Origin of the sequence: Dyadobacter sp. 22481 (assembly GCF_052044875.1) — a bacterium.
Lineage (GTDB): Bacteria > Bacteroidota > Bacteroidia > Cytophagales > Spirosomataceae > Dyadobacter > Dyadobacter endophyticus.
Window position 1 is genome coordinate 1,557,910 of sequence record NZ_JBQENV010000001.1, and the last position, 19,768, is coordinate 1,577,677.

Below are 19,768 nucleotides of genomic sequence, written 5' to 3' on the forward strand. Positions count from 1 at the left end.
TGGGTTTGCTGAAAGAACCAAAAAGTAGCTGCTCGGATGGTTTCGTTGTTAATTTCCCGAAAGAATCTTGTCCTGCTCGATTTTTATTGAATCTGCGCTCGGATAAAAGTTGAAATACTGCAGAAAAGCCCTAATCGCTGCATTCGACTCAGACCTCGTGTCCTGCAGTTGCTCAACAGTAAGTACCGTTTCAATCGAAATCTCCTGAGCCCGTGTTATTCGCGCCTCATAAAAGTCATTTCGGTTATCCCTGTCAACAAAGAGCTGCCTATCCCTGGAACTCGGCATTGTTACAGAAACTTTGACTCCATGGGTATAAAGGCCATTTCTATGTAAGCCAGCAACAAATTCAAATGTTTGTGTAAACATTGTGTATACAGTGCCAATAAGTCCAAGTGGCTTTTCAGAAACATTCGAAAATGAACCTACTTGATAAGCTGATCGGTCGAGCCAATCTTCGCGAATTGCCGAAAAAAGCTCGAATTCCTCACTCTGAAACATGCGCCAAAATTCCTTTCTCTCGCCCCAGTCGGATTCCGCCTCATAGCAATCGTCGCCAGGATGTACACTTTCTCCTGGAACTCGATTTCGTGGTATCCATGGGAAACTCCAGTTTAACCGTACTTGGGATTTTTCCACCAAAGTTAGACATTTGCCGAGCGGAGTAATTGTTGAAGAGACAAGTGGGAAGAACTCAATTCTCCAATACCCGCGCGACCTTATTTGTGACAATAATGGGGATGGGGACTCTGGTCTCGCGCTTTTTGATAGACCGGCAGACGCACTTTCCATAGACCATCCAAAATCGCGTCGCCTCTGAATGAGCTTAAGTGCCGCCAGTTCTACCACATCCTTGAAATCAGATGCGTTGTTTATTGGTACGCTAGCTGGCCGTCCAGATTTTGTCCTGACATAGAGGGTATTAGCTTTTAATTTTCCGTCCAAGTTTGTCTTTGAAATGGAGGGAACCTCAGAGAACTCAGAAATATTGATAACGACAAACTTCATTCCGCTAACCTCACTGATAATTATGACCTTGAACGATATAGGAGGGTCAATGTACCTCACAAGTTTATCGTGCATTAAGTCAGAATTATAAGTCAGCAAGTGCTCCTCACTAATACCGACCTTCACAAACGAATTGCTATCTGATTCTGCGACACCGATAACAATTGAGCCACCACCTCTAGTGTTTGCCATGGCAATAAAATCCTTCGCCATAGATTGTGCATCCCATGGACAATCTCCTTTAAAATCGAGATTCGGACTTTCCCCCCTTGTTTCCACTAGCTGGTTGAAATCTGAGACCGTCATTTCTTTATTATTAGCAGTTCAAAAGCGAAAGTACTAGAGTTTGACATCAATCACGTAATTCCAAATCTCTACCAAAAGTCCGCCCGCCAATTTGTGAATTGACACCTAAACTTTGATAGTAAAATTCTGAAAAAGGGCTATTTTGATCATTGAATCGCAAATAGAAATGAGGACATCTGTAATGCTCATCTCCAACCAGGTCATAGTCTATAATATCCTCGAAGGCAACAATTGAAATCTTAGCAGCTCTGACTGTCCTAAACCCAGAAAGGTCACTCGGACATTTGCTTGTCCATAAATTACTTTCGTTCACATACAAGTCAGTAATCTCGTTTATGAAACTCAGCCCATTATTACTTAGATGTGCAATCTCTGCCGAAAACCAAGTCCAAGGGCCATTCTCATTTTTATGTTCCGGGTAATGCCTGTCCGTTGACGAATGAATTATCATCCTTGATCGAAAACGCCGATTTTCGGGATCAAAGTTGAGCCAATCCGCGAAGTCCTTTTCAATCCTCTTTTTCATAGTGATTCTTGACACCAATTCACTTTCCGCCTGTTGATTTATTTTGAATTGCGGGTAGTATTTCGCCAGGGTAATCGGTAGGTGGCTCAATCTTTGTTGAATATTCTCCCAGCCCCATAGCAACACGTCGAACGATAGGTTGTAGCTATTTCTCAACGCAGCCAAATACTCATCGTAATCAGGGTGCTCGCTTGCCGTTGTTGCAATAATCAGTTGCGCGAACGCTATTGGCGTCGACTCCTCCTTCAATTTCCGCAAGGTCGCCTCAATATCATTCAGTAAATCTCTTTTTATCACCACCGCATTTCTGCTTAAATCCTTCAACTTACACTGTGCGACGATCTGGTGCTGGGTTGAAAAGATATCAATGCCCTTCTGATTATGTCCATTTTTACCAAAGCATTTAAAAGATATCGTCTGATAATGCTCATTTAAGAGATCACATACCAGCTGTTCGAACTGCTTTGAATTATCGAGTGGAGGAAATTGGTAGCTTGCCATCTATGCATTTATTAATCTTTCCAACGATTGATCACCGGAAAAGTCAACAAAGATAAAATCTTCTTTCGTGTCGAACGTTTTCGATCCACGATACCTTTCCTTGGTGAACAGCTTTTTTTTTACGACAAACGCTAGCTTCATCCCTTTACGCTCCAGATACTCGAGCAAATAAGCTTTGCTTAAAACCATAAAAGAGCCAACTGGTAACAATTCAGGAATATCAGAACTATCTCTAAGCCCATCCAAAAAAATCGAATAAGTCCCAACACTCAAATCACTCTCAAAATACTGTAATTGCCCGTCGTCAATCGCTAGCTTGAGGGAGCCTTCGATATCTGGCGTAAGAAGTCTGGTTGGATGGAGCTCCCGGTAGTATTGGAAAATATTACTAGTCAATCCTCTCACTGGCGCTATTAGTGGAACTATCCTGTTTTTACCAAGATACCCTGCCGCTCTTGGAGCCAAGAACTCCAATTCATTCGAAAATGTCCCAAAGTTGCGGAAGTTATCCACGGACGGGTACCACATCCCAGCATTCCAGCTAAGATCATGAAAGACAACAGAGGCGTCAAATTTCTTTTTAAATTCTCCACTGACGGCGAAGGGAAGTATCTCTAGTCCATAGAAGTATTCGCTGTGATAAAAGTTTCCTGCTTGTGGTATCGTCGCATTTAAGGTCATCAATTGGCGCTGGTCCCCAGTTGACAAAAGCTTTTCAATATCCAAATCTAGCTCCGGAGGTTGTTGGTTATATTTAAGCTTCACGGGGCTATCAATCTTCGGCCACCAAGCTGGCTTACTATTGAGCACGATAGACCACACTGATGGTTCGATTGTAAAATTGGCAATTGTATAAGTAAATAAATCTGACTTCGAGATTGCCAATTCTGAAAACAGATAGTCTAGCAATCTGAAAAAAGTTGAGCGCAGAACCTCAGCGAAAACTGTTGTGCGACATATCATGATATTATGGACGTCGTATCCATATCTTTTGTCAGCCCTACTATATTCTAGCTTATGTTCAGCACAACAGTCATCAAAGAGTGAATTCCACCACCGCCAAACCTCAACCGAACTTTGTTCTCGCAACTCTCGCATGTAATCTACGTATATGAGCGGGAGGTTTTCGCCGACTAATTCCTCGAACTCCTCCTTACTCTTCGATGCGCCTCTATAAAGTACTACGTGGTACTCAAAACGAGGAAACCTGAAACTAATACCAAGCTCATCAGCAATAGCACCTATGATCAGGTTAATAGCTGTACACCTTAGGTCGGTAAGTCCCGCTAAGTTTTCTTTTTTAATAAATCGGGGAGAGCAGCTGTCGGCCCTTCGTACCGACAGCTGCAAAATAATCAATCCCTCACAAGCTTTGGATTCAAGGACCTGCGCCCTCAGCCAATGAAAAAAATGCCGATGATATTGGCCCGTGCTATCTTTTGACAAGATGGTTACGAGCTGTTTTGCGGCCCTTTCCTTCACTATTGGACTGATCCATTCAAATCGCTTTAAGAGAAGCCTAAACGGATCAATTTCAATGCTTTTTAAATAAAATTCAGGCTCCGGCAGGTCTAAATTTGGAAATAGTGAAGGCAATAAGTCGATGTAGTAACCGGCTATCTCCTCGGACTTTTCCACCTTTCCAGAATCAATAAAAAATTGTATGGCCTTTGGTGCAGAAAAGGTATAGTTGCTTTTTCCTCTTTTGCCATACCTTCGTCCTGAATTAATCACACTAGTATTAAAGAATTCATCCACCCGACTGGGATAATCAGAGACTACCTTTGACCATCGTTCTCGTGCTTCGTCTGGTGAAGACAAATAGTCGCTAGCCCATGAGCCACTGTTCGATTGTGCCCAACAGATGCATTGAAATGCAAACTCCCTGTCGACATTCCTTATAAAAGGGTAGATATAGTCTAACACCGAGTGGTCTAATTCCTCAAACTGGGCCTGAATAACCGTCTTCAGGCCTGCTGTGATTTCATGTTGATTGAGATCTGCCATTCTAAACCAGTGCTTTGCCCAATTTAAAATGAATACAGATCGGTCGTGTCTCCAAAATGTCGCGTCTCCCTGGATGCGTTCCAGATGTCCACTCAAACGACTCGGTATAATCTCTCCGTAGTTATTACTCGCTTCGCCTCGATGATCATTGGATGTGTTCACGTGACTGTCAGTCTCCCGCCCGTAATCGATCTTTCCCAAATTAGCCTGGACATCAGTTAGCACTTCCATTGCATCTTGGTTTTGAGCGGCTATGCGTTCCAACGAACCATATGGGATTTTACCTACTGCGGTGGCCGCGACCGCTTTACTCATGGGGTTCGAAAAATCAAGCTCTGTGATGATATCGGCAAAAAGTTTCTCCGAAAGATAGTAATCCCGGCTCTGCAACGACGATAAATAGAAGCTGTGTAAAGCGGGAGCGTCTACAATAGCCAACTGGGATGAAAAGTCGTAAATAAAGCTGCCTGTCTCGTCCCCATCAGTAAGTTTTTCTATTTGGTAAACATAAGGGGCGATAGAACGAAGTAACTCCTTCACTTTCAGTGGACGTTCCCGAATTAGCTTTTCAGTGCCTAGCAGGATGTCATACAAAAACATATCTTTATGATTACCGTAGGAAACAAGGTTTTCAGCCGCCCGATATAACAGAAGTTCGAGAGTTGTTAAATCCCTAAGATCGTAAGCTAGCAACGCCAAATTTGCCATCCTCTCCGTCTTGTCCTTGAACTCTATCATTTCATTTGAAAGCTTCTCCAACTCGTGTTGTGTGAAGAAAACAAATGCATCCGGAGAGATGGTTACCTTACGATCATGAAGAAGATCAAATAAGTGAGATTTATAATACCAGGAATGTTCTAGCAATTTCTTGACTTCGTCAGTCTGAATTGACGTGTTGAATCCATTGTGCTTGTTGAAGACATTGGTAAGCCACAATACGTGATCAATAATTTGGGGAACGGTCGAACGACGCAGTTCGTAGAGGGAGTGATCTTTATAGAAATCGAGATTTTCAATCGAATCCAATGGCGCAATAATATCGCATATCGAAATGTGTATCTTTCGATTATATCCAAACGCTAGTTTTTGCCCAATTTGCAGTATTGCTTTCAACAACTGCGTCTGTTTGTCACTCCTATTGGTTTTCATCCATTCTTGTATCTGACCAGTCCTCTGGGCCAGACTCAGAAATAATGCCGTATAAAAATGATCTGTATAATGCCCATTAGGATTATCCTCACTTGATCCATAGCGATACTCATCCTGAAACTCGTCTCTTTTTCTAAGCGTTAATGTAGCAGGTACAATATGGTCGCCCAAAAATTGATAAATCCCAGAGTTGTAATTAGTGTGAATTTGAAAATCATTCAACCATTCCTTCCAATAGAACAGCCCGTTCTTTAGATCCTCCTGGACAAGCACGTCACCGATGCTTCTTTTCTCCTGTTCATTGAGTTTTGCCTTTAACAAACGAGCTAACAGATCACCAAACTTATCATATTTTTCGACGATCTTGCGAACGTAATAGCCGTAGAAGTGACCGGATCTACCTTCCGCCTTAAACTGTTTTAAAAAGTCAGTAACCCTTCGCCCGCCAGTATTGTCGAAGTTTAGAAGTACCTCAATCCAGTCCTCCGCGATGCCCTGTGAACTGATGTTTTGATCTTGAAACAATAAATTTATCCTATCAATGGCCTCTGGTGGAATCTCCGTAATCATCCCCCTGTCTTTGAGGGCTATCAGCAGTTCCTTCAGCTGATAGTGGGTTAATTTAGAAAAATCAGGATATTTGATGAAAATATTGGGATTGGTCCTAAAGGAGGTTACCCATATTTTACCGAGGTTATCATCCCAAAGGGCGTATGAACGGCGCCCATACCTCATACTCATTTCACCAAAAAAGATCGATTTCTTATAGTCTCCTGCCTTAAACGCTGCTTCTGTTGCTAGATCTAGCAGGTTCTGAATCTGTTGCTCGTCTTTGCATTGCAAATAACTCTTTACTATCCACTCCTTATCGATGCTTAATAGCAAAGCTGAATTACCAAGATAATATTCAATTTTTGCCAGCTCTGACCATTTCAGGTCGTGGTCGCCATTTTCGGTCAGCCAGGTCTTTATACTTTTGTATAGAAGAAACTTTTGCTCGGTGAGCTCTGGCTGTTCCTTCATAAATACTATAAAACTGTTATGGTATACGGTAATGCCTGCTAACCCAAAGTTCAGCAGATGTTTTATCTCATTCAGACATTGACTAATCTCGGAAGGATATCGAGCGAGGTAACTACCAAGCTGGATCAACTGTTCTTTATGAAGCTTGAAATCAAGCGTTGTTATTGCAAAGCAAAAGGTTTTCGCCAGTCCAGTTATATCCCTCCAAATGTCTTGATAGTAAAGCTTTATGTCGCCCTTATAAGGAGCTATTCTTTCAAGATCGTTTAAGAGAAGCCGTCCGCTGGAACTGACGAGCTCCCCGAGTACATATCTGAGATGTAGTGGGTTCCCTGAGGTTATTTCATAAATCTTATTGATAAATTCTTTGTCACCCTGATGGTCTATATTCATTTTTAGCGCCTTAGTAGCCGACCTGACAATCTTAGCCACATTTCCGCGCGAAAGACCCTTGATCTCTATCCAACTATCACGAGGGCATAACCTGAGCAGCGAATTAGGAAGTGAATTCATCGCCATTTCCTGTGTGCCGAGCAAAAGCCAATACCCGGCTTGTGGATAAAATACTTGCCCTATGAAATCTTGTAATTCAGCCTCACTATTTCCTTCTCTCAAAACGTGATCCAGTCCGTCTATGATCAAAACAAAGCTTTTGCCACGCTCGGAATAGTAAGTCGATATCTTACAAATGAACTCCCTTAGTGGTGTAAACTCTGTGTTTTCCCAACTCAACTCCTCCAAAACATCTGACGTTTGTTTTTTGAATGCAGCGCGAAGGGCTTCTTTCACGCGATCTGCATTAAGTCTTTCAAATTGAGAGTCGTCTTTTGGATTCAAATGATAGTGGTGCCTAAAAACGGCCACTTTATCCCGTACCAAAATTTTGTACAACTTTGAAAGATATGTGCTTTTCCCGGCACCGGGGTTGCCAACAAATACTTTAGTGCCGCCCTTGGAATTCCTTAGATCGTGGAGAACATGTTGATGAGAAATTTTATCAAAAAATTCAAAGTCGGCGGGTATCTGAAAATTCTGATTCAAAGGTCTTGGATTGTCCCAAGACAAATGATTTCTTATATCAGCTAAGGTAATCATCTTGGGATATTGTTCAGATCCCTCAGTACCGATGTAAAGCAACAAACTATCCACACCAGCCTTAGTAACCTTCAGTTCGTCATATAACTTAGAACGGATTTTCTTTTCAAGCTCATGCCTTTCTGGATGGCTGAAAACAAAATCAAAGCCTAGAAAAAATTGTGACAGCACACTCTCTGAAAAATTGTCTCTCAACTTAGCGGCAATCTCGGGGTACAATTCGTTTATTTTGGCTAGCTCAATTTTGTGACCAGCACGGCATGATTGAACATCGGGAGCCGCCGAACCGTTGGTGATCAGACTACACTTATTGAGGGGGTTGTCGACAACCATTTCATAAGAGGCTATCCATCGCAGCATTCCTTTTTCCAAAAGGTGTTCAAAGTCCCAAAGGTCGTAGGAAGGGTTTTGTTTGTGTTTTAATTGGAAGAAACTGTGTCTTCCGTCTTGGAACTCAACAACTACGTCATCAATCGAAAACCCACTTGTGCCATCGGGGACGTACTGTACCTTGATACCTCTAAATTTTTCTGGTTCGCATAGCCAGTCTACACAAAGTTGTAACACGTGGAGGTCCTCGAACTCATAGCCTCTCCTGATCGAACTATTTGGGTTTTTCCTACTCACTTCAAGCCTAGATTTGTGGCTTAAATTAAGCAAAAATTTAGACAACAATAAGGAGCTTCTTAATGCCGCCCAAGAGAGTTTTTCGCACCTGAATTTGGAAAAGCTGTCGAAAATCATTGGTCATAGGCCGCGAATTATCACCAAACGACATTGCTTAGTCGCAATTCGTTTGACGCCGATCTACTGTTGCAAACTAACAGGACATAGCGCAAAGAAAAGCATCATCGGACACCGATAGTAGCGTAAGCTACTATCGGTGTCCGATGATGAAAAAATTACAAATAAAATTTGCCTTCTGATCCAAATCCAAGAGGTTGATGTCTAGGAAGAGCTTCCAACAATGCCCTTTCTCCTTTTCGTGTATAAACATCAAAAATGCCTTTGCGGTCACTACCTTGAATAAATTTGCCGTCCGTGCGTTCTAACCATCCGCTTGCTACCACTCCCACAAATTTTCGGTAATGGACTCTGTTTGCCAGTGGACTAGATCCGCCAAAATTTTCACAGGCGTTCCCGCTCAGATTTGCCTGGGGATGGAGGGAGTGATCGTACTTCCACCAGACAGATATCCTCACTTCATCGTAGGCGATATGCTCCCATAAAATCACTGACGGGAAACCGAACAATTTCACAAATACATGTCCGTCGAGTTCGTCTGATGAAGCCTTATCCGGCAAAGTCAGCGAAATCCGCTTTTTCTGAAGCAACTTATTTGTAGCAGCAACCAGCAAATTTCTATACGGGTCAAAACTTCTATCGAGGGTAGCAAATTCCGGAGCGCCTGGATTATTCGCCTTCACTCCATGGAGCTTACCTTCTTCCTGGATAGGTGACTTTTTCTTAGCGGCATTTATAAAGTGAGCCCAATTAGTGAAGCCTAGGTCTTGGGCGGCCGTATTTAAGGCTTGGCTGTGCGGAACACTTGTCGCTTTTGCGATCTTTTTGGCCTGGCGTTTTATAAAATCGCTGCTATGGCCGTTTGCTCTTCTATTCATCATTGAAATGGTCCCTCGCCAAAAAATGTCACCCATCCACCATCCTTCGAAACGAGAGTATCCTTTCGATGATAAACCTAATAAATGAAGACGGTGCTGATTCAGCTTTGCAATGATGAGTGGCAAGCTTCCGTCCTGAGCTCAAAGCAAATGTACAGAAAAAAGCAATTCCAATACACAACAATACTTAAGAAAGCCGCAAAACGAGAAGCATAAGCATATTATACTATGAATCCGCCTATTACACTTTGCGTATCTTCAATCAGACGGTTCGAGTTTTTTACTAGCATAGTCACAGCCTTTCACACAAGCTCCCTACAAGTCGTTAAATTGCAGGGAGCAATTTCATTCTGATAGAGTATGACTTCAAACTATCCGTATAGACTCATTAGTCATAGCAACAATAAACTAACGCTTGGTTTGGTATTCTGGAATCATCAAAGATTATGTTATGAATGCTCTATCTTGCAGATTGAGTGTATCTACGAGCACCAATCACTGAACAAAAAATAAGTGCAATGATTATTCTGGGAATAAATTCTGATGACAAGGGCAATCAGCTTGAACAGTTGACAAAGTTGCTTCTCAGCCAACTTGGTTATACCGATATTGTAAAGAATGAAGTTAATGCCGGTGGAGATGAGATTGATATTTCGGCCACTTTCATTCAGCCGACAATCAAAACCAATATTAAGCACGAAGTAATCTGCGAGTGTAAAGCATATAGAGCACCGACTGCAATGCCTGATTGGTTGAAGTTTTTAGGCAAACTATACGCGAGGGAGCACGGCCCCGGAGGCCGTGTTCAGGGTTGCTTCATTGCACTCAATGGGGTCAACGGAAATGTGTCGGGGCACTTCCGGGCACTTCGAGTGCCCGATGGTGATGTACAGATAATCGCAGGGGATGATCTTATAAATTTAATAAAGAAGGGTGTTGAAATATTGCCCGCGGAGGGTGTGATTGCCCAGGTTTCACTAATGACGTCCAAGACTGTGACTGGCACCGAACTAATCTACTATAAGCAGTCTTGGTATTGGCTGATTGAGTTTAGCAATGAAATGTTCACCGTTTTTAGCAGCGACGGCAAGTTCGCCGCTTTGGCAGAAGATGGAGAGATCTGTGGCCTAATAAAAGCAAACACCGGCTTAAAAGATTACGTCGACCTGGCAGAAGAAAGTGAATCGAGATTGAAGATAGATCTGGTTCAAAGATTTGTTTTATCCTCTCTTTTGATTGAGGGCAAAGCGGTGACACGAAAGAAACTTCGGTCCCACTCTAAATATGATCAAATACGTAGCTATGTTGGACAAATCAATGAAAATCAAATATCAGACGCGACAAAGAATCTGGAGGAAATGGGGTTTGTAATACAAAAGTCCAGCACGCTTAGCCTTGGGAACCGCACCGCTAACCAGACACTTTCTTTGCTAAGATATCTCCTTGACGGCACCGTTTTTCTCACGGCATTGTACTCCGCAGGCTATCAACAATTGATCGGAAGCGACCTGCTCACGGAAATTTGCATTATTCAGGGAGGGCTTGTCTTGGCGGACGAAGACCGCAATGACTATCTCCAACTTCTTAAATCGCCCAGCGCCCTTCTTTGGGCATGTACCCCTGATGCTTTTTTAGTCACGCACTCTAAGAATACTAATCAAATTCCAGGAATGTCTGACAAAATTGGCCATGCCTATTTCTATAAAAAGATAGTGGATCGCTTCACAAGCGATTACCAGGGGGGCAATCTGGGAGAATATTTTCACAACATCTGTGGTATCGTAGAAGTCGAGACTGATTTAAAAATAAAAATAAAAGGCAAACAGTGTCTTTTGGCTGAATCAAAATATAACGAACGACTTGGGCTAGGTCAAATGGCAGATGAGTTCGGAGGTGGGATTGTTGCCATGATAATATTACCCGATCAGCCTGAGCCTTGGATAAGGTACAATGGCCCTGCCTGAATTCTAGGATTGAAGCCGTTAAGGTGGCACTACGTCCTCAATACCCGGGAGGGCATGGCGCCAGCTTCTCTCCTAACCTTAATCGTTTGTAGCCTGGCACACGTCATCACTATCTTCGTAAACCTGAATTGAAATTAGCTATATGCCGGCAAAATACGCATGTCTTGCAACGCTTCACACTAACAAACAAACCGGTGAAACTGAAATCCGCTTTTTCAAGGAGTTGGGAGAAGATAACCTGGAAAAATGGCAGAAAGCACTTAATCTGCTAGAAGAGCTGACCGCCAGTGAAAGGCTGTTGCAATTCGTAATGCATAATGAGCAACAGCTAATCGACGAACTCACGCATGCGGCGGAAATGCTGACAAAAAAATCCGATAGCTGGCACGGAGTAACTAGGGCAAATATATCGGAAGTCTACGTAATAGTAAACCGTTGTTTCTTGAATTATCTCAGTTCTGTGCGCACCTTTATTGATCATACTGATTCTTATCTGAACCGGAAATTTGGTAAGCAATCCGAAGAGTTTCGGGAGTTTAAAGGCGAGCTAAGTCGTCAATTTGATACCTGCTTCGCTTACCGCTTTTTTTATAAGCTGCGCAACTTTGCCCAGCATGTCGGCCTGCCTATCTCAAGCGTATCATTTACAACCAGAGCTGACAGGGTGGAAAACTGTATTAAAACCAGTCTAACGCCGACATTCAATTCCTTGCAATTGCTCAAAGACTATAAAGAGTGGGGGCCTGCTAAATTTGATCTGCAGAAGCAACCTGAGGAATTTCCCGCTATCCCGTTGCTCTTTGAGATGAGCAGCAGCGTTGAAAGCATTGGACGATTCGTCAAAGTTTTAATCAAAAAGGAATTGTATGATGCCGCATTTATGATCAATGAAGAGACGAGCGAACTGACCGAAGAAAACTTCGACGTGGTTCTTGTTGATCAGTTTTTTGAAAATGAAGACGGTTCCCTTGCCCGATTCAGCCAGCGGGACATTCCCCTGGACCTAGTTTGCGAGATTCTTGATTCACTTAAAGAATAACGATCAACAGTGTAAGACTAATTGTTTAAGCGACTTTAACTAACCATGACCCGTGATATATAATGAATGATTCGTCGGACTTTTGTATCTTTGACAAAACATAAAGAAGTTCATTAAAACGAATCAAATCAAGTTAAAGAAAACGGGACCCCATTCGGGACCCCGATTTTTTGAAACTTCGAAATAACGCCGCAGTGGCGCTTTTCATAAAGATGATGTAGTCCCAGCGGAATCACAAATATCTCAAACAAGCGCCCTGCAAGACAATCACTTGCAGGGCACTTTTTCATTTCAGTGCAACAGCCCCTGAGCCTTCTTTTATGTAGTACCGTTAACCTGTGCCTTGTCAGGCAATTCAGGAAGAGACGCACCCGCACAGAACACTTATTCGGTTGTTACGAAATACATGGCTTAATAAGGACTCGTCAACTCAAAAAGCGAGAGAAAAGAAGACAAAAAGCACGAATAAAAATGAGTTTACCGCCACCCATTTTCCATTCGGTTCTTCCACTTTTGTAAAGTAAAATAATTGACGCCCGGAGGTGTACGCAGTCCCAAAAACGAATAGCACACTGGCTATTTGACTCTGGCAAAGTAAGATAATTAAGATGGAAGACAGCGTTAAATTATAACTCGCCTCGAGAAGCTGAATCGGCACTTTTGTCAAATCAGAACCACAACATCCTATTATACAGCATCTTATCCTTGCAAATCCATATGTTAGTGAGATAAGTGGCGCAGTTACTGCGATCAGTTCAAGCGCTGGCCCTTCGATAAAAAATGTTGCCACGAACCCCAAAAGAGCCAAAGCCGAAAGGCTAGCATTCTGCCAACTTAACCTCAAGGCTCCACCGTCCGAAGCATTACGATTGGCTATGCGCATCATCAATTGCATCTGTCCGCCTATCGCTAATGAACCGACAAAAAGAAATCCAAGGGCCGTGCTAAGGACAAAATCTTGGGTAAAGTACCAAAAATGAAAACAGGCTACTAAAAATGTTACCATCCCCAGTAGCACAAGAAAGTTTACACGTGTTTTCATTATTAAAGTGCCGCTTTAAGCGATGCCTTCCACAGTGGTATTTTTAGATGTACTTAGTGGACTCTAGAACGTGAAACGTTACGTTTGGAACAACGCACCCGATTTGCTTAGAAGACAGTGGTAAAAGAGGTACCGAGAATTGTTGTGTCGTCCCACGTTCCTCTTTAAGATAGTCCGCCTGAATTGCTCGACTTGTATGCAAATTATAGATAAAAAAACCAAATCCCTGCTGAACGCAAGTGCCGACTTGAGCAGTTCCACGGCTAATCTCAATATTGTCCTTAGCGAGATCTGCCGGCGGCGGCGGCGGAGTAATGGGTGGGCCCCCTCCCCCGCATCTACGGTCTGCGAACGCCAAGCTAAGGGTATTGTAAAGTTTAGTCCGTAGTGACTGCCCCTCTGGTACAATTTCAACACCGGCGCTAGTCGGCCTAGTGTAATCAACAACAATTTTTATTTCGCCTTCATCATTTTCCTCTTTTAAAATTGTATCGTTTCCATTAGGATGAAATTTAATGGCTTCGAGAATAAAATTAGCGCTGAAGTCTGTCAGATCAGGCATACGCTCGACTTCAATTAAAGGCAACTCTCCATTTTTAAAATCTAACAGCAATTCTGTCGGGGAAATTTCCACCAACTCGACAAATAGCTCGTCAGGAAGACTTAGTGTGACTGACCCCAACTGACTATCAAGGTCATGTATTTCCTCCTGAAATAGAGCGTTAAAAGTGTTGACATATCCATTTCCCTTGGGGTTAAACGAACCTCGCTCTGTCAATTTATCTCGTAGACCTCGATTCGCAGCAGTTAGGTTCAGCAGGTGCATGATCACTAACAATGAAATCGATTGCTTTTTATTTTTTGCATCGCTAATAGTGGACTGTAGAAGAAGTATCTGTTCCTTGAAGTCAACACCAGGAAAAATAATTGTCAGTTTTTTTGCCATTTTAGTACTTCAAGTTAAGAATTAATATACGACTTTTTAGTTCTGCATCCATCTGCCGCTGACCAAGATCAAACGTGAATGCTAGTTCACCTTCTAGTGAAATTGAAATTAAACTTAAAAAAGCATTGAGAATATTTGCGGTCAGAATATCAGGAAAGGGAATTCCTGCCATTGACACATCCACTTGAGGTTCCGATAGCCGCCTTATTGTAAAGGTGAGCCCGCTTCTCCCCCTAACGCTCAAATCGATTGCAGCAGTAATTTCGATCGAAACCCTAAATGGAATATCAACGCATCCCACTCTGACTTTATCGATAACCTGATATTTCAATTCTAATTTGAACGACTTCGCGCCCATTAACTGAATTGACTGAATTAATATGCCCTGACCAATGATGGGATCAGTAAAAATCGACAATAGTTTAGAAGTAGATGCCTTGACGCTCAAATCAAACCCGGGAGAAACTTCACCAGTCAGTGGCAATCTCTCTCGCCGATTAGAGCCAAGCAACGCATATATTTTGACGGAACGATTCGAGAACCTTGCACCGTATAGCCTTCCGGTTTGATCCATTACACGAAGTGGCGGAATAGCAAAACTTCGCGTAACTAATAACCTTTCCAGCGCAGAACTCGCTTCGCGTCTTAGGTCGGTTAGGTTTCGCTCACCTAAACCAGGGTCGGGACATACTTGAACTAAACCGGACATTTTTATGCTTACTACGTCATTATGTAAATTTAAATACAAAGGGATTGCCAAATTGCACGTAAAGTCTTGTTTAATAAGTTTATTTGTTAATCTTATTGGTATAGTTAACATAACATAGCCGTTATTCAAAAAGGCGCATGCATTATCTGCAACATCCAATATTGCTGGGGAAGCCTGGCTTACAATAATATCATGAAAGTCAAGAGGTGAGAACAGTCTTTGCAAATCGATACTATTTCTCGTAAGAAATGAATTCATTGTCAAGGTCAGTTCAGCATCGTGTCGATTTTCAGCTAACTTATGCAAGCTGTTCCTTAGATTTTCATTCGTGACAAAGACCAACCCATCTCTTTCATTAATTTTCTTTATGGCCGTTTTGTATTCGGCAACACCCTTGTTTATCTCTTTCTGCACGGGAAGAATTGCGTCAAGCACAGTACTGTTCGTGCTAATGTCTGTTTTAATTGTGTTGATTTCAGCGATTCTATCTGCTAACCATATGTCAAATTGTGTCATAACATATATTAGTTTATTGACTTCAAAATCTCTTGGGACGTATTTTCTAGTGAATCTATTCGCTTTTGGAGATTCAACAACTCAAACTTCGCGATAGTAATATCCCTGGAAGTATCGTCCACAGAAGTCTTAATTTCCCGCAATTTCTTGCTTATATCTGATGTCAATAGTTTCCTAATATCGGTTAGACCGGTCTCGATATTCTTTTGCAGGAGCGCGAGCTGGCTCTGGAGCGCATCTAATTTGTCTTCAAGCGTATCATGAACAAGAATTTCAAACTGGCAAGACAAAGTACCCGTTGGAATATTGTTGGTACTAAAATTTGGACTGAAGAGTCGGCAGGGGCCGCTCGAAAACGTAAGTCTTTTTATCTCAAGAGGGTTGATCTTCTCGTCTGGATTTTGGTTGTTGTGGGCCTTAATAACTTGGAATAGGGAAACTGGCGCCAATTCTACTTCCTTGTAAAGAAAATTGAATATATGCAGATGTCCACCAAAACCAACTTTGGCATCCCCCAAACTTTTTAGATTCCCCGACAATGGCTGAGTGCTAAGAAGCGCGGCGGCTATTGCTCTCTCTTTAACGGTATCGGTAATATTCAATTGTGTCAGCAGAGAAATCCACTTATCAAGAGCATCGCTATACTGTTTTTTTGCCCTCACCTGATCAGAAGCATCCAATAAACGTCTGAGTTCTTCAAGCAGAGGAAGGGTCAGGTCTTTTCCATCAATATAGAAAAATATGTTGTTGCAGCTTATTCCAAAGCTTCCACCAGGATGAGTTACGCCAGGAGCCCCATACAAACTTAGGAGTAGGTCTTGAACTAAAATCCGATCGGTCTGCGGCGCAAAAAAAGTGTATTCGTAATTGAAAGGGACAAAACTCAATTTTTCGGAGATTATTCTAACTTGATCCATGTTAACTTGGGAATGGTTGGCTGACTGATGTTATTTTGCTCACTTCGATAAACCGATTAAGGGTTATTCTCATTTGACGCGGAGTCCTCCTAAACAGGACCTACGGGCGTGGCCAGGAAAGCCCTAAGTAGGTATGAAGAAGTATTGCCTCGATATCTTGAAATGATTTTTTTGTATACTCTAATGAAAAAAGCAGAATATAATTACTTAGTGTCTTTGCACTTGATCAATGCCAAGGAAGGAGCTCTTAAGTAGATGATAGTTTTAATTTAAATATATTTTTAACACGAAGAGATTATTTCTTAGCTAACGGTAAAACAAACGATCTTTATGGAGAGAAATGACCCATGCCTTAATCTCATACGCATTTTGGTCATCTGGTGTATAGAAGATTAAAGATTTTCCTTCACAGTAGTTCGGCAAAATGTTTCTGCAAAAACTGTATATTTGTATCACAGCTGAAAAGCCGAATCAAAGTGACTCAAAGTAAATCATTCTATCTGTTAACCGATTCGTTAACCTGGGTGAGCGATATAGGGAAAACAGTCGTTTAGAGCAAATAAGCACCATATACAGGATCCCAGCGGGACAACCAAGAGTGCTTCAAAGGGCGCTTTTTTCATTCAAAAGACTCGTTCTTGCGAGTTTTCAAAAAGATAAGCATATCACTTCGATCCAATTCTGGTCAAAATATCTGGTAACCTTTTCGGTAACCTGGCTCAACGGGACGCCGATCGCGAAATTTATAGGATCAGGTTAACCCAAAAATATCGCGACTTTACTAAAACCATTTTTGCTTATCATCAGAATAGATAAACAATCTCTCTTCCTTTCCTTCTGTTAAGTTTCTTAAGAGGAAAATGGCGTTTGTCGGTACATTTTTGAACTCGAGACTGTTGTCCTGATCCGCAATCTTTGATCCTAATGGTTTCCAACCCTCGCTCCAGTAGAAAAGGGCATATCTCATACCTTTGATAATACCATTCCTGTCATTTCTGGGGCTATAGCCGACGGCTTGAATTTTACGCCTGGTCTGTAGATCAAGTCCGATCCAGAGCCCGTTATATTCATAATTTGGTGTTCTATCAATATATGTTTCAAACTTACGGTCAAAGGCTGATTCAAGATCCACAGAATCAATGCCTTGTGGTCTTATTTTTAGACTATTTATGCCGAGATCATTTCCCTGATCATCATAGAAGGTTATCTCGCTCATTGACCCCGATGAGTTTTCTGGGAAAAGGTATCTGAGGTATCTAAATGCACCGGGCTTTGAGATTGCAGATTTATGCATTCGCATTGAAATGGAGTCGGGTATAACAAATAGGTTCGTGGCATCCGCAAAGTTCGGAAGATTGGCTCCCTGAAAAACTCCACCACCCATCCATTTTAACCAGTTGAGCTTGTATCCCTGTAGTGGATATTTTCGTTCAAGTTCCAGGTTTTGTCTTTGAGCGAGATTTGGCTTAAGAAACTGAGTCGAGCCATCCGGTCGCACTAGAAACGGATCGGAGGCCTGCTGCATTTTTCCATCCGCAATTAATACGGGTAAATAGATAATGTTACGACCGATATAGCTAAACTCTGCCGAATTACCATTTACTTTTCCGGACACGACAGGAACCCACTCAGTATCATTGAAGACAGCCAGGTATAAAAACGGACGTTGTTTGGCAATGTCTGACGGGAAGTCAAGCTTAACTGTGGAAGATTGAATGTATTGATTGGTAACATCATTTATAAAAAGGCTTCTGAGGAGATAGGGAACCTCTTCGAAATTTGCTTCCCCTTCCAACAAGTCGTTGCGTTGCTGGGCAAACATTGACCGAAAAATCTTCGGAGCCCTGTTCCGGATTTCATTACTGCCGGGTGGTAATTCCCCGCCCAGAAATCCGATGAATTTTTTTTCTTTCGTCAACACGGAGCTGAAATCATGCCCCATACTTCGATCAGCCCACTGAGGTACATATTCATGAGCTACAGGAATTCCGAGCGAACGCATAGCGTAGCAGGCAATCGCAGCCTGATCCAGGCACTTTCCCATTTTGCATTTCAGCAAATTACCAGGGCTGATTGCACTTGGATACGCGTTAAACAGTCCGTTAAAGCGGAACCACCGCTTAATATCGTTGTTGATAAGTGCACACGCTTTAACGGGATCGTCGCTTCCGGCCATGGAATCCTTCAGCCACGCATATTTTTTCCAAAAAGTCGGTCGCCAGGACTCCAGGGCTTCATCCTGAAATCGGTAGGGAAGAACATATTCACAAAACTCATCAAAGGTTAAATGTTGGGCCCAGGGAAGCTCCCAGGCCATGAACGCATAGTCAATATTCTCTATTAGAAGTTTGGCTGAAATGACCTCGCAGTCGCTGATCACATTCAATCCATAGCCGTCCAATTGTCCTGTCTTCCTGGCAATTGAGTCCCACATACGGTCCGTTTCCGGGAAAACATAGTTTCCGGAAAATGGTTTAACAGCTTCCCTGCGGCTGATCAGATCGAAGATTTTATTGAATTTGTCCAGGTTATCGTCTTTGTAGGAGTAATGGTTAGGCATATTAGTGATCAGAAAATTGGCTGCCTTCAATTTAAGGCTGTCCTTTTTGTCCTTACTATAATGCTGTATTACAGCCTCCAATTCGGATCGATTATCCCCTGACTGTTCCAGTACGTCACCAATCTTGCCGTTATTAGATCTGCAAGCCCCGAGGAGAAGGGCAAAACCGAAGATCAACTGACACGCCGTAGTCAATCTGAAATGTGGTATCCCTCTACCACGTGTGATCTTACATTTCATCTTTTGTAAATGTGCTGGAAGTTGTCAGGAGAAATACGCCAGTAACAGTTTGATCGTCGCTATTAGCAGGCTTGGTCCGACGACGATACAAATGATAGAGAGGATACTGTGTTCTGAGTTATCATAGATAAGAAGTCCAAACAGAACATAGAACAAAATCCACGAGGCATAGCTAACATAGTTCATGTCCATCAGGTTTAACCCCAATGAAGTTGTATGGTAGGCATAGTTGCTGTCGAGAGAGCTGATCTGGCTATCATTCAGGCTGTTCAAAACGATAAAGTGTAATATTGCATTTATAAGAATGGGAACAAGACTAACGCAAATTATTTGCCCGATTTGATGAGGGTCAAATTCAAAATCGAATAAGAAGAACATTAAATGGGAGGAAAACAAAAAGAAGATGAAGATGACAAGGGGGATAAAGAAAGAAATAAAGTGATTAATGCGTGCGAATAGTTGAAATAAATCATTCTCGGCCAGGAGATCCTGTCGGGAATTGGCAGATGCAACCGAAATCATCAGGAAGGCGACCGAAATTAATAGCAGCCAAATCAGGTTTAAATAGAAACTCTTTCGCGTAAACGTCATATTTTTA

Annotated in this window: 11 protein-coding genes; 2 read left to right on the forward strand and 9 right to left on the reverse strand. The window is 42.3% G+C overall.

Annotated elements, in window-relative coordinates; all coding sequences use genetic code 11:
• Positions 1–48: 48 nt before the first annotated feature.
• From ACTJJJ_RS06015 to ACTJJJ_RS06030, 4 genes are all read right to left on the reverse strand, one after another.
• The gene (locus ACTJJJ_RS06015) at positions 49–1,314 is read right to left on the reverse strand and encodes an AlbA family DNA-binding domain-containing protein (RefSeq protein WP_440701655.1); all 1,266 of its coding nucleotides are present in this window, start codon (positions 1,312–1,314) and stop codon (positions 49–51) included.
• A 46-nt stretch (positions 1,315–1,360) separates the two neighbouring features.
• Positions 1,361–2,341 carry a hypothetical protein gene (locus ACTJJJ_RS06020; protein ID WP_440701656.1) on the reverse strand — a complete coding sequence of 327 codons (981 nt, stop codon included), beginning with the start codon at positions 2,339–2,341 and terminating at the stop codon, positions 1,361–1,363.
• A complete protein-coding gene (locus ACTJJJ_RS06025) occupies positions 2,342–8,359 on the reverse strand; it encodes an ATP-binding protein (protein WP_440701657.1) in 6,018 nt (2,005 codons plus the stop codon).
• A gap of 158 nt (positions 8,360–8,517) precedes the next feature.
• Positions 8,518–9,363 (reverse strand): hypothetical protein, encoded by an 846-nt coding sequence (locus ACTJJJ_RS06030; protein WP_440701658.1) that lies wholly within the window; start codon positions 9,361–9,363, stop codon positions 8,518–8,520.
• Positions 9,364–9,755: 392 nt separating this feature from the next.
• Here ACTJJJ_RS06030 and ACTJJJ_RS06035 point away from each other — a divergent pair, with 392 nt between their 5' ends.
• Positions 9,756–11,201, forward strand: a complete 1,446-nt coding sequence (locus tag ACTJJJ_RS06035) for a hypothetical protein (RefSeq protein ID WP_440701659.1) — start codon at positions 9,756–9,758, stop codon at positions 11,199–11,201.
• Positions 11,202–11,343: 142 nt separating this feature from the next.
• Positions 11,344–12,240, forward strand: a complete 897-nt coding sequence (locus tag ACTJJJ_RS06040; RefSeq protein WP_440701660.1) for a hypothetical protein — start codon at positions 11,344–11,346, stop codon at positions 12,238–12,240.
• Between the two features lie 430 nt (positions 12,241–12,670).
• On the opposite strand, the gene ACTJJJ_RS06045 is transcribed toward ACTJJJ_RS06040, so the two are convergent.
• The 5 genes from ACTJJJ_RS06045 to ACTJJJ_RS06065 all read right to left on the reverse strand — a co-directional run bounded on the left by ACTJJJ_RS06045 (position 12,671) and on the right by ACTJJJ_RS06065 (position 19,170).
• Complete coding sequence (locus ACTJJJ_RS06045) at positions 12,671–13,282, reverse strand: hypothetical protein (RefSeq protein WP_440701661.1); 612 nt, start codon at positions 13,280–13,282, stop codon at positions 12,671–12,673.
• Between the two features lie 43 nt (positions 13,283–13,325).
• The gene (locus tag ACTJJJ_RS06050) at positions 13,326–14,228 is read right to left on the reverse strand and encodes a hypothetical protein (RefSeq protein ID WP_440701662.1); all 903 of its coding nucleotides are present in this window, start codon (positions 14,226–14,228) and stop codon (positions 13,326–13,328) included.
• A 1-nt stretch (position 14,229) separates the two neighbouring features.
• A complete protein-coding gene (locus ACTJJJ_RS06055) occupies positions 14,230–15,453 on the reverse strand; it encodes a hypothetical protein (RefSeq protein ID WP_440701663.1) in 1,224 nt (407 codons plus the stop codon).
• A gap of 8 nt (positions 15,454–15,461) precedes the next feature.
• Complete coding sequence (locus ACTJJJ_RS06060; RefSeq protein WP_440701664.1) at positions 15,462–16,370, reverse strand: hypothetical protein; 909 nt, start codon at positions 16,368–16,370, stop codon at positions 15,462–15,464.
• 781 nt (positions 16,371–17,151) lie between these two features.
• Positions 17,152–19,170, reverse strand: coding sequence for a transglutaminase-like domain-containing protein (locus ACTJJJ_RS06065; RefSeq protein WP_440701665.1), 2,019 nt, complete (start codon positions 19,168–19,170; stop codon positions 17,152–17,154).
• Positions 19,171–19,768 lie beyond the last annotated feature (598 nt).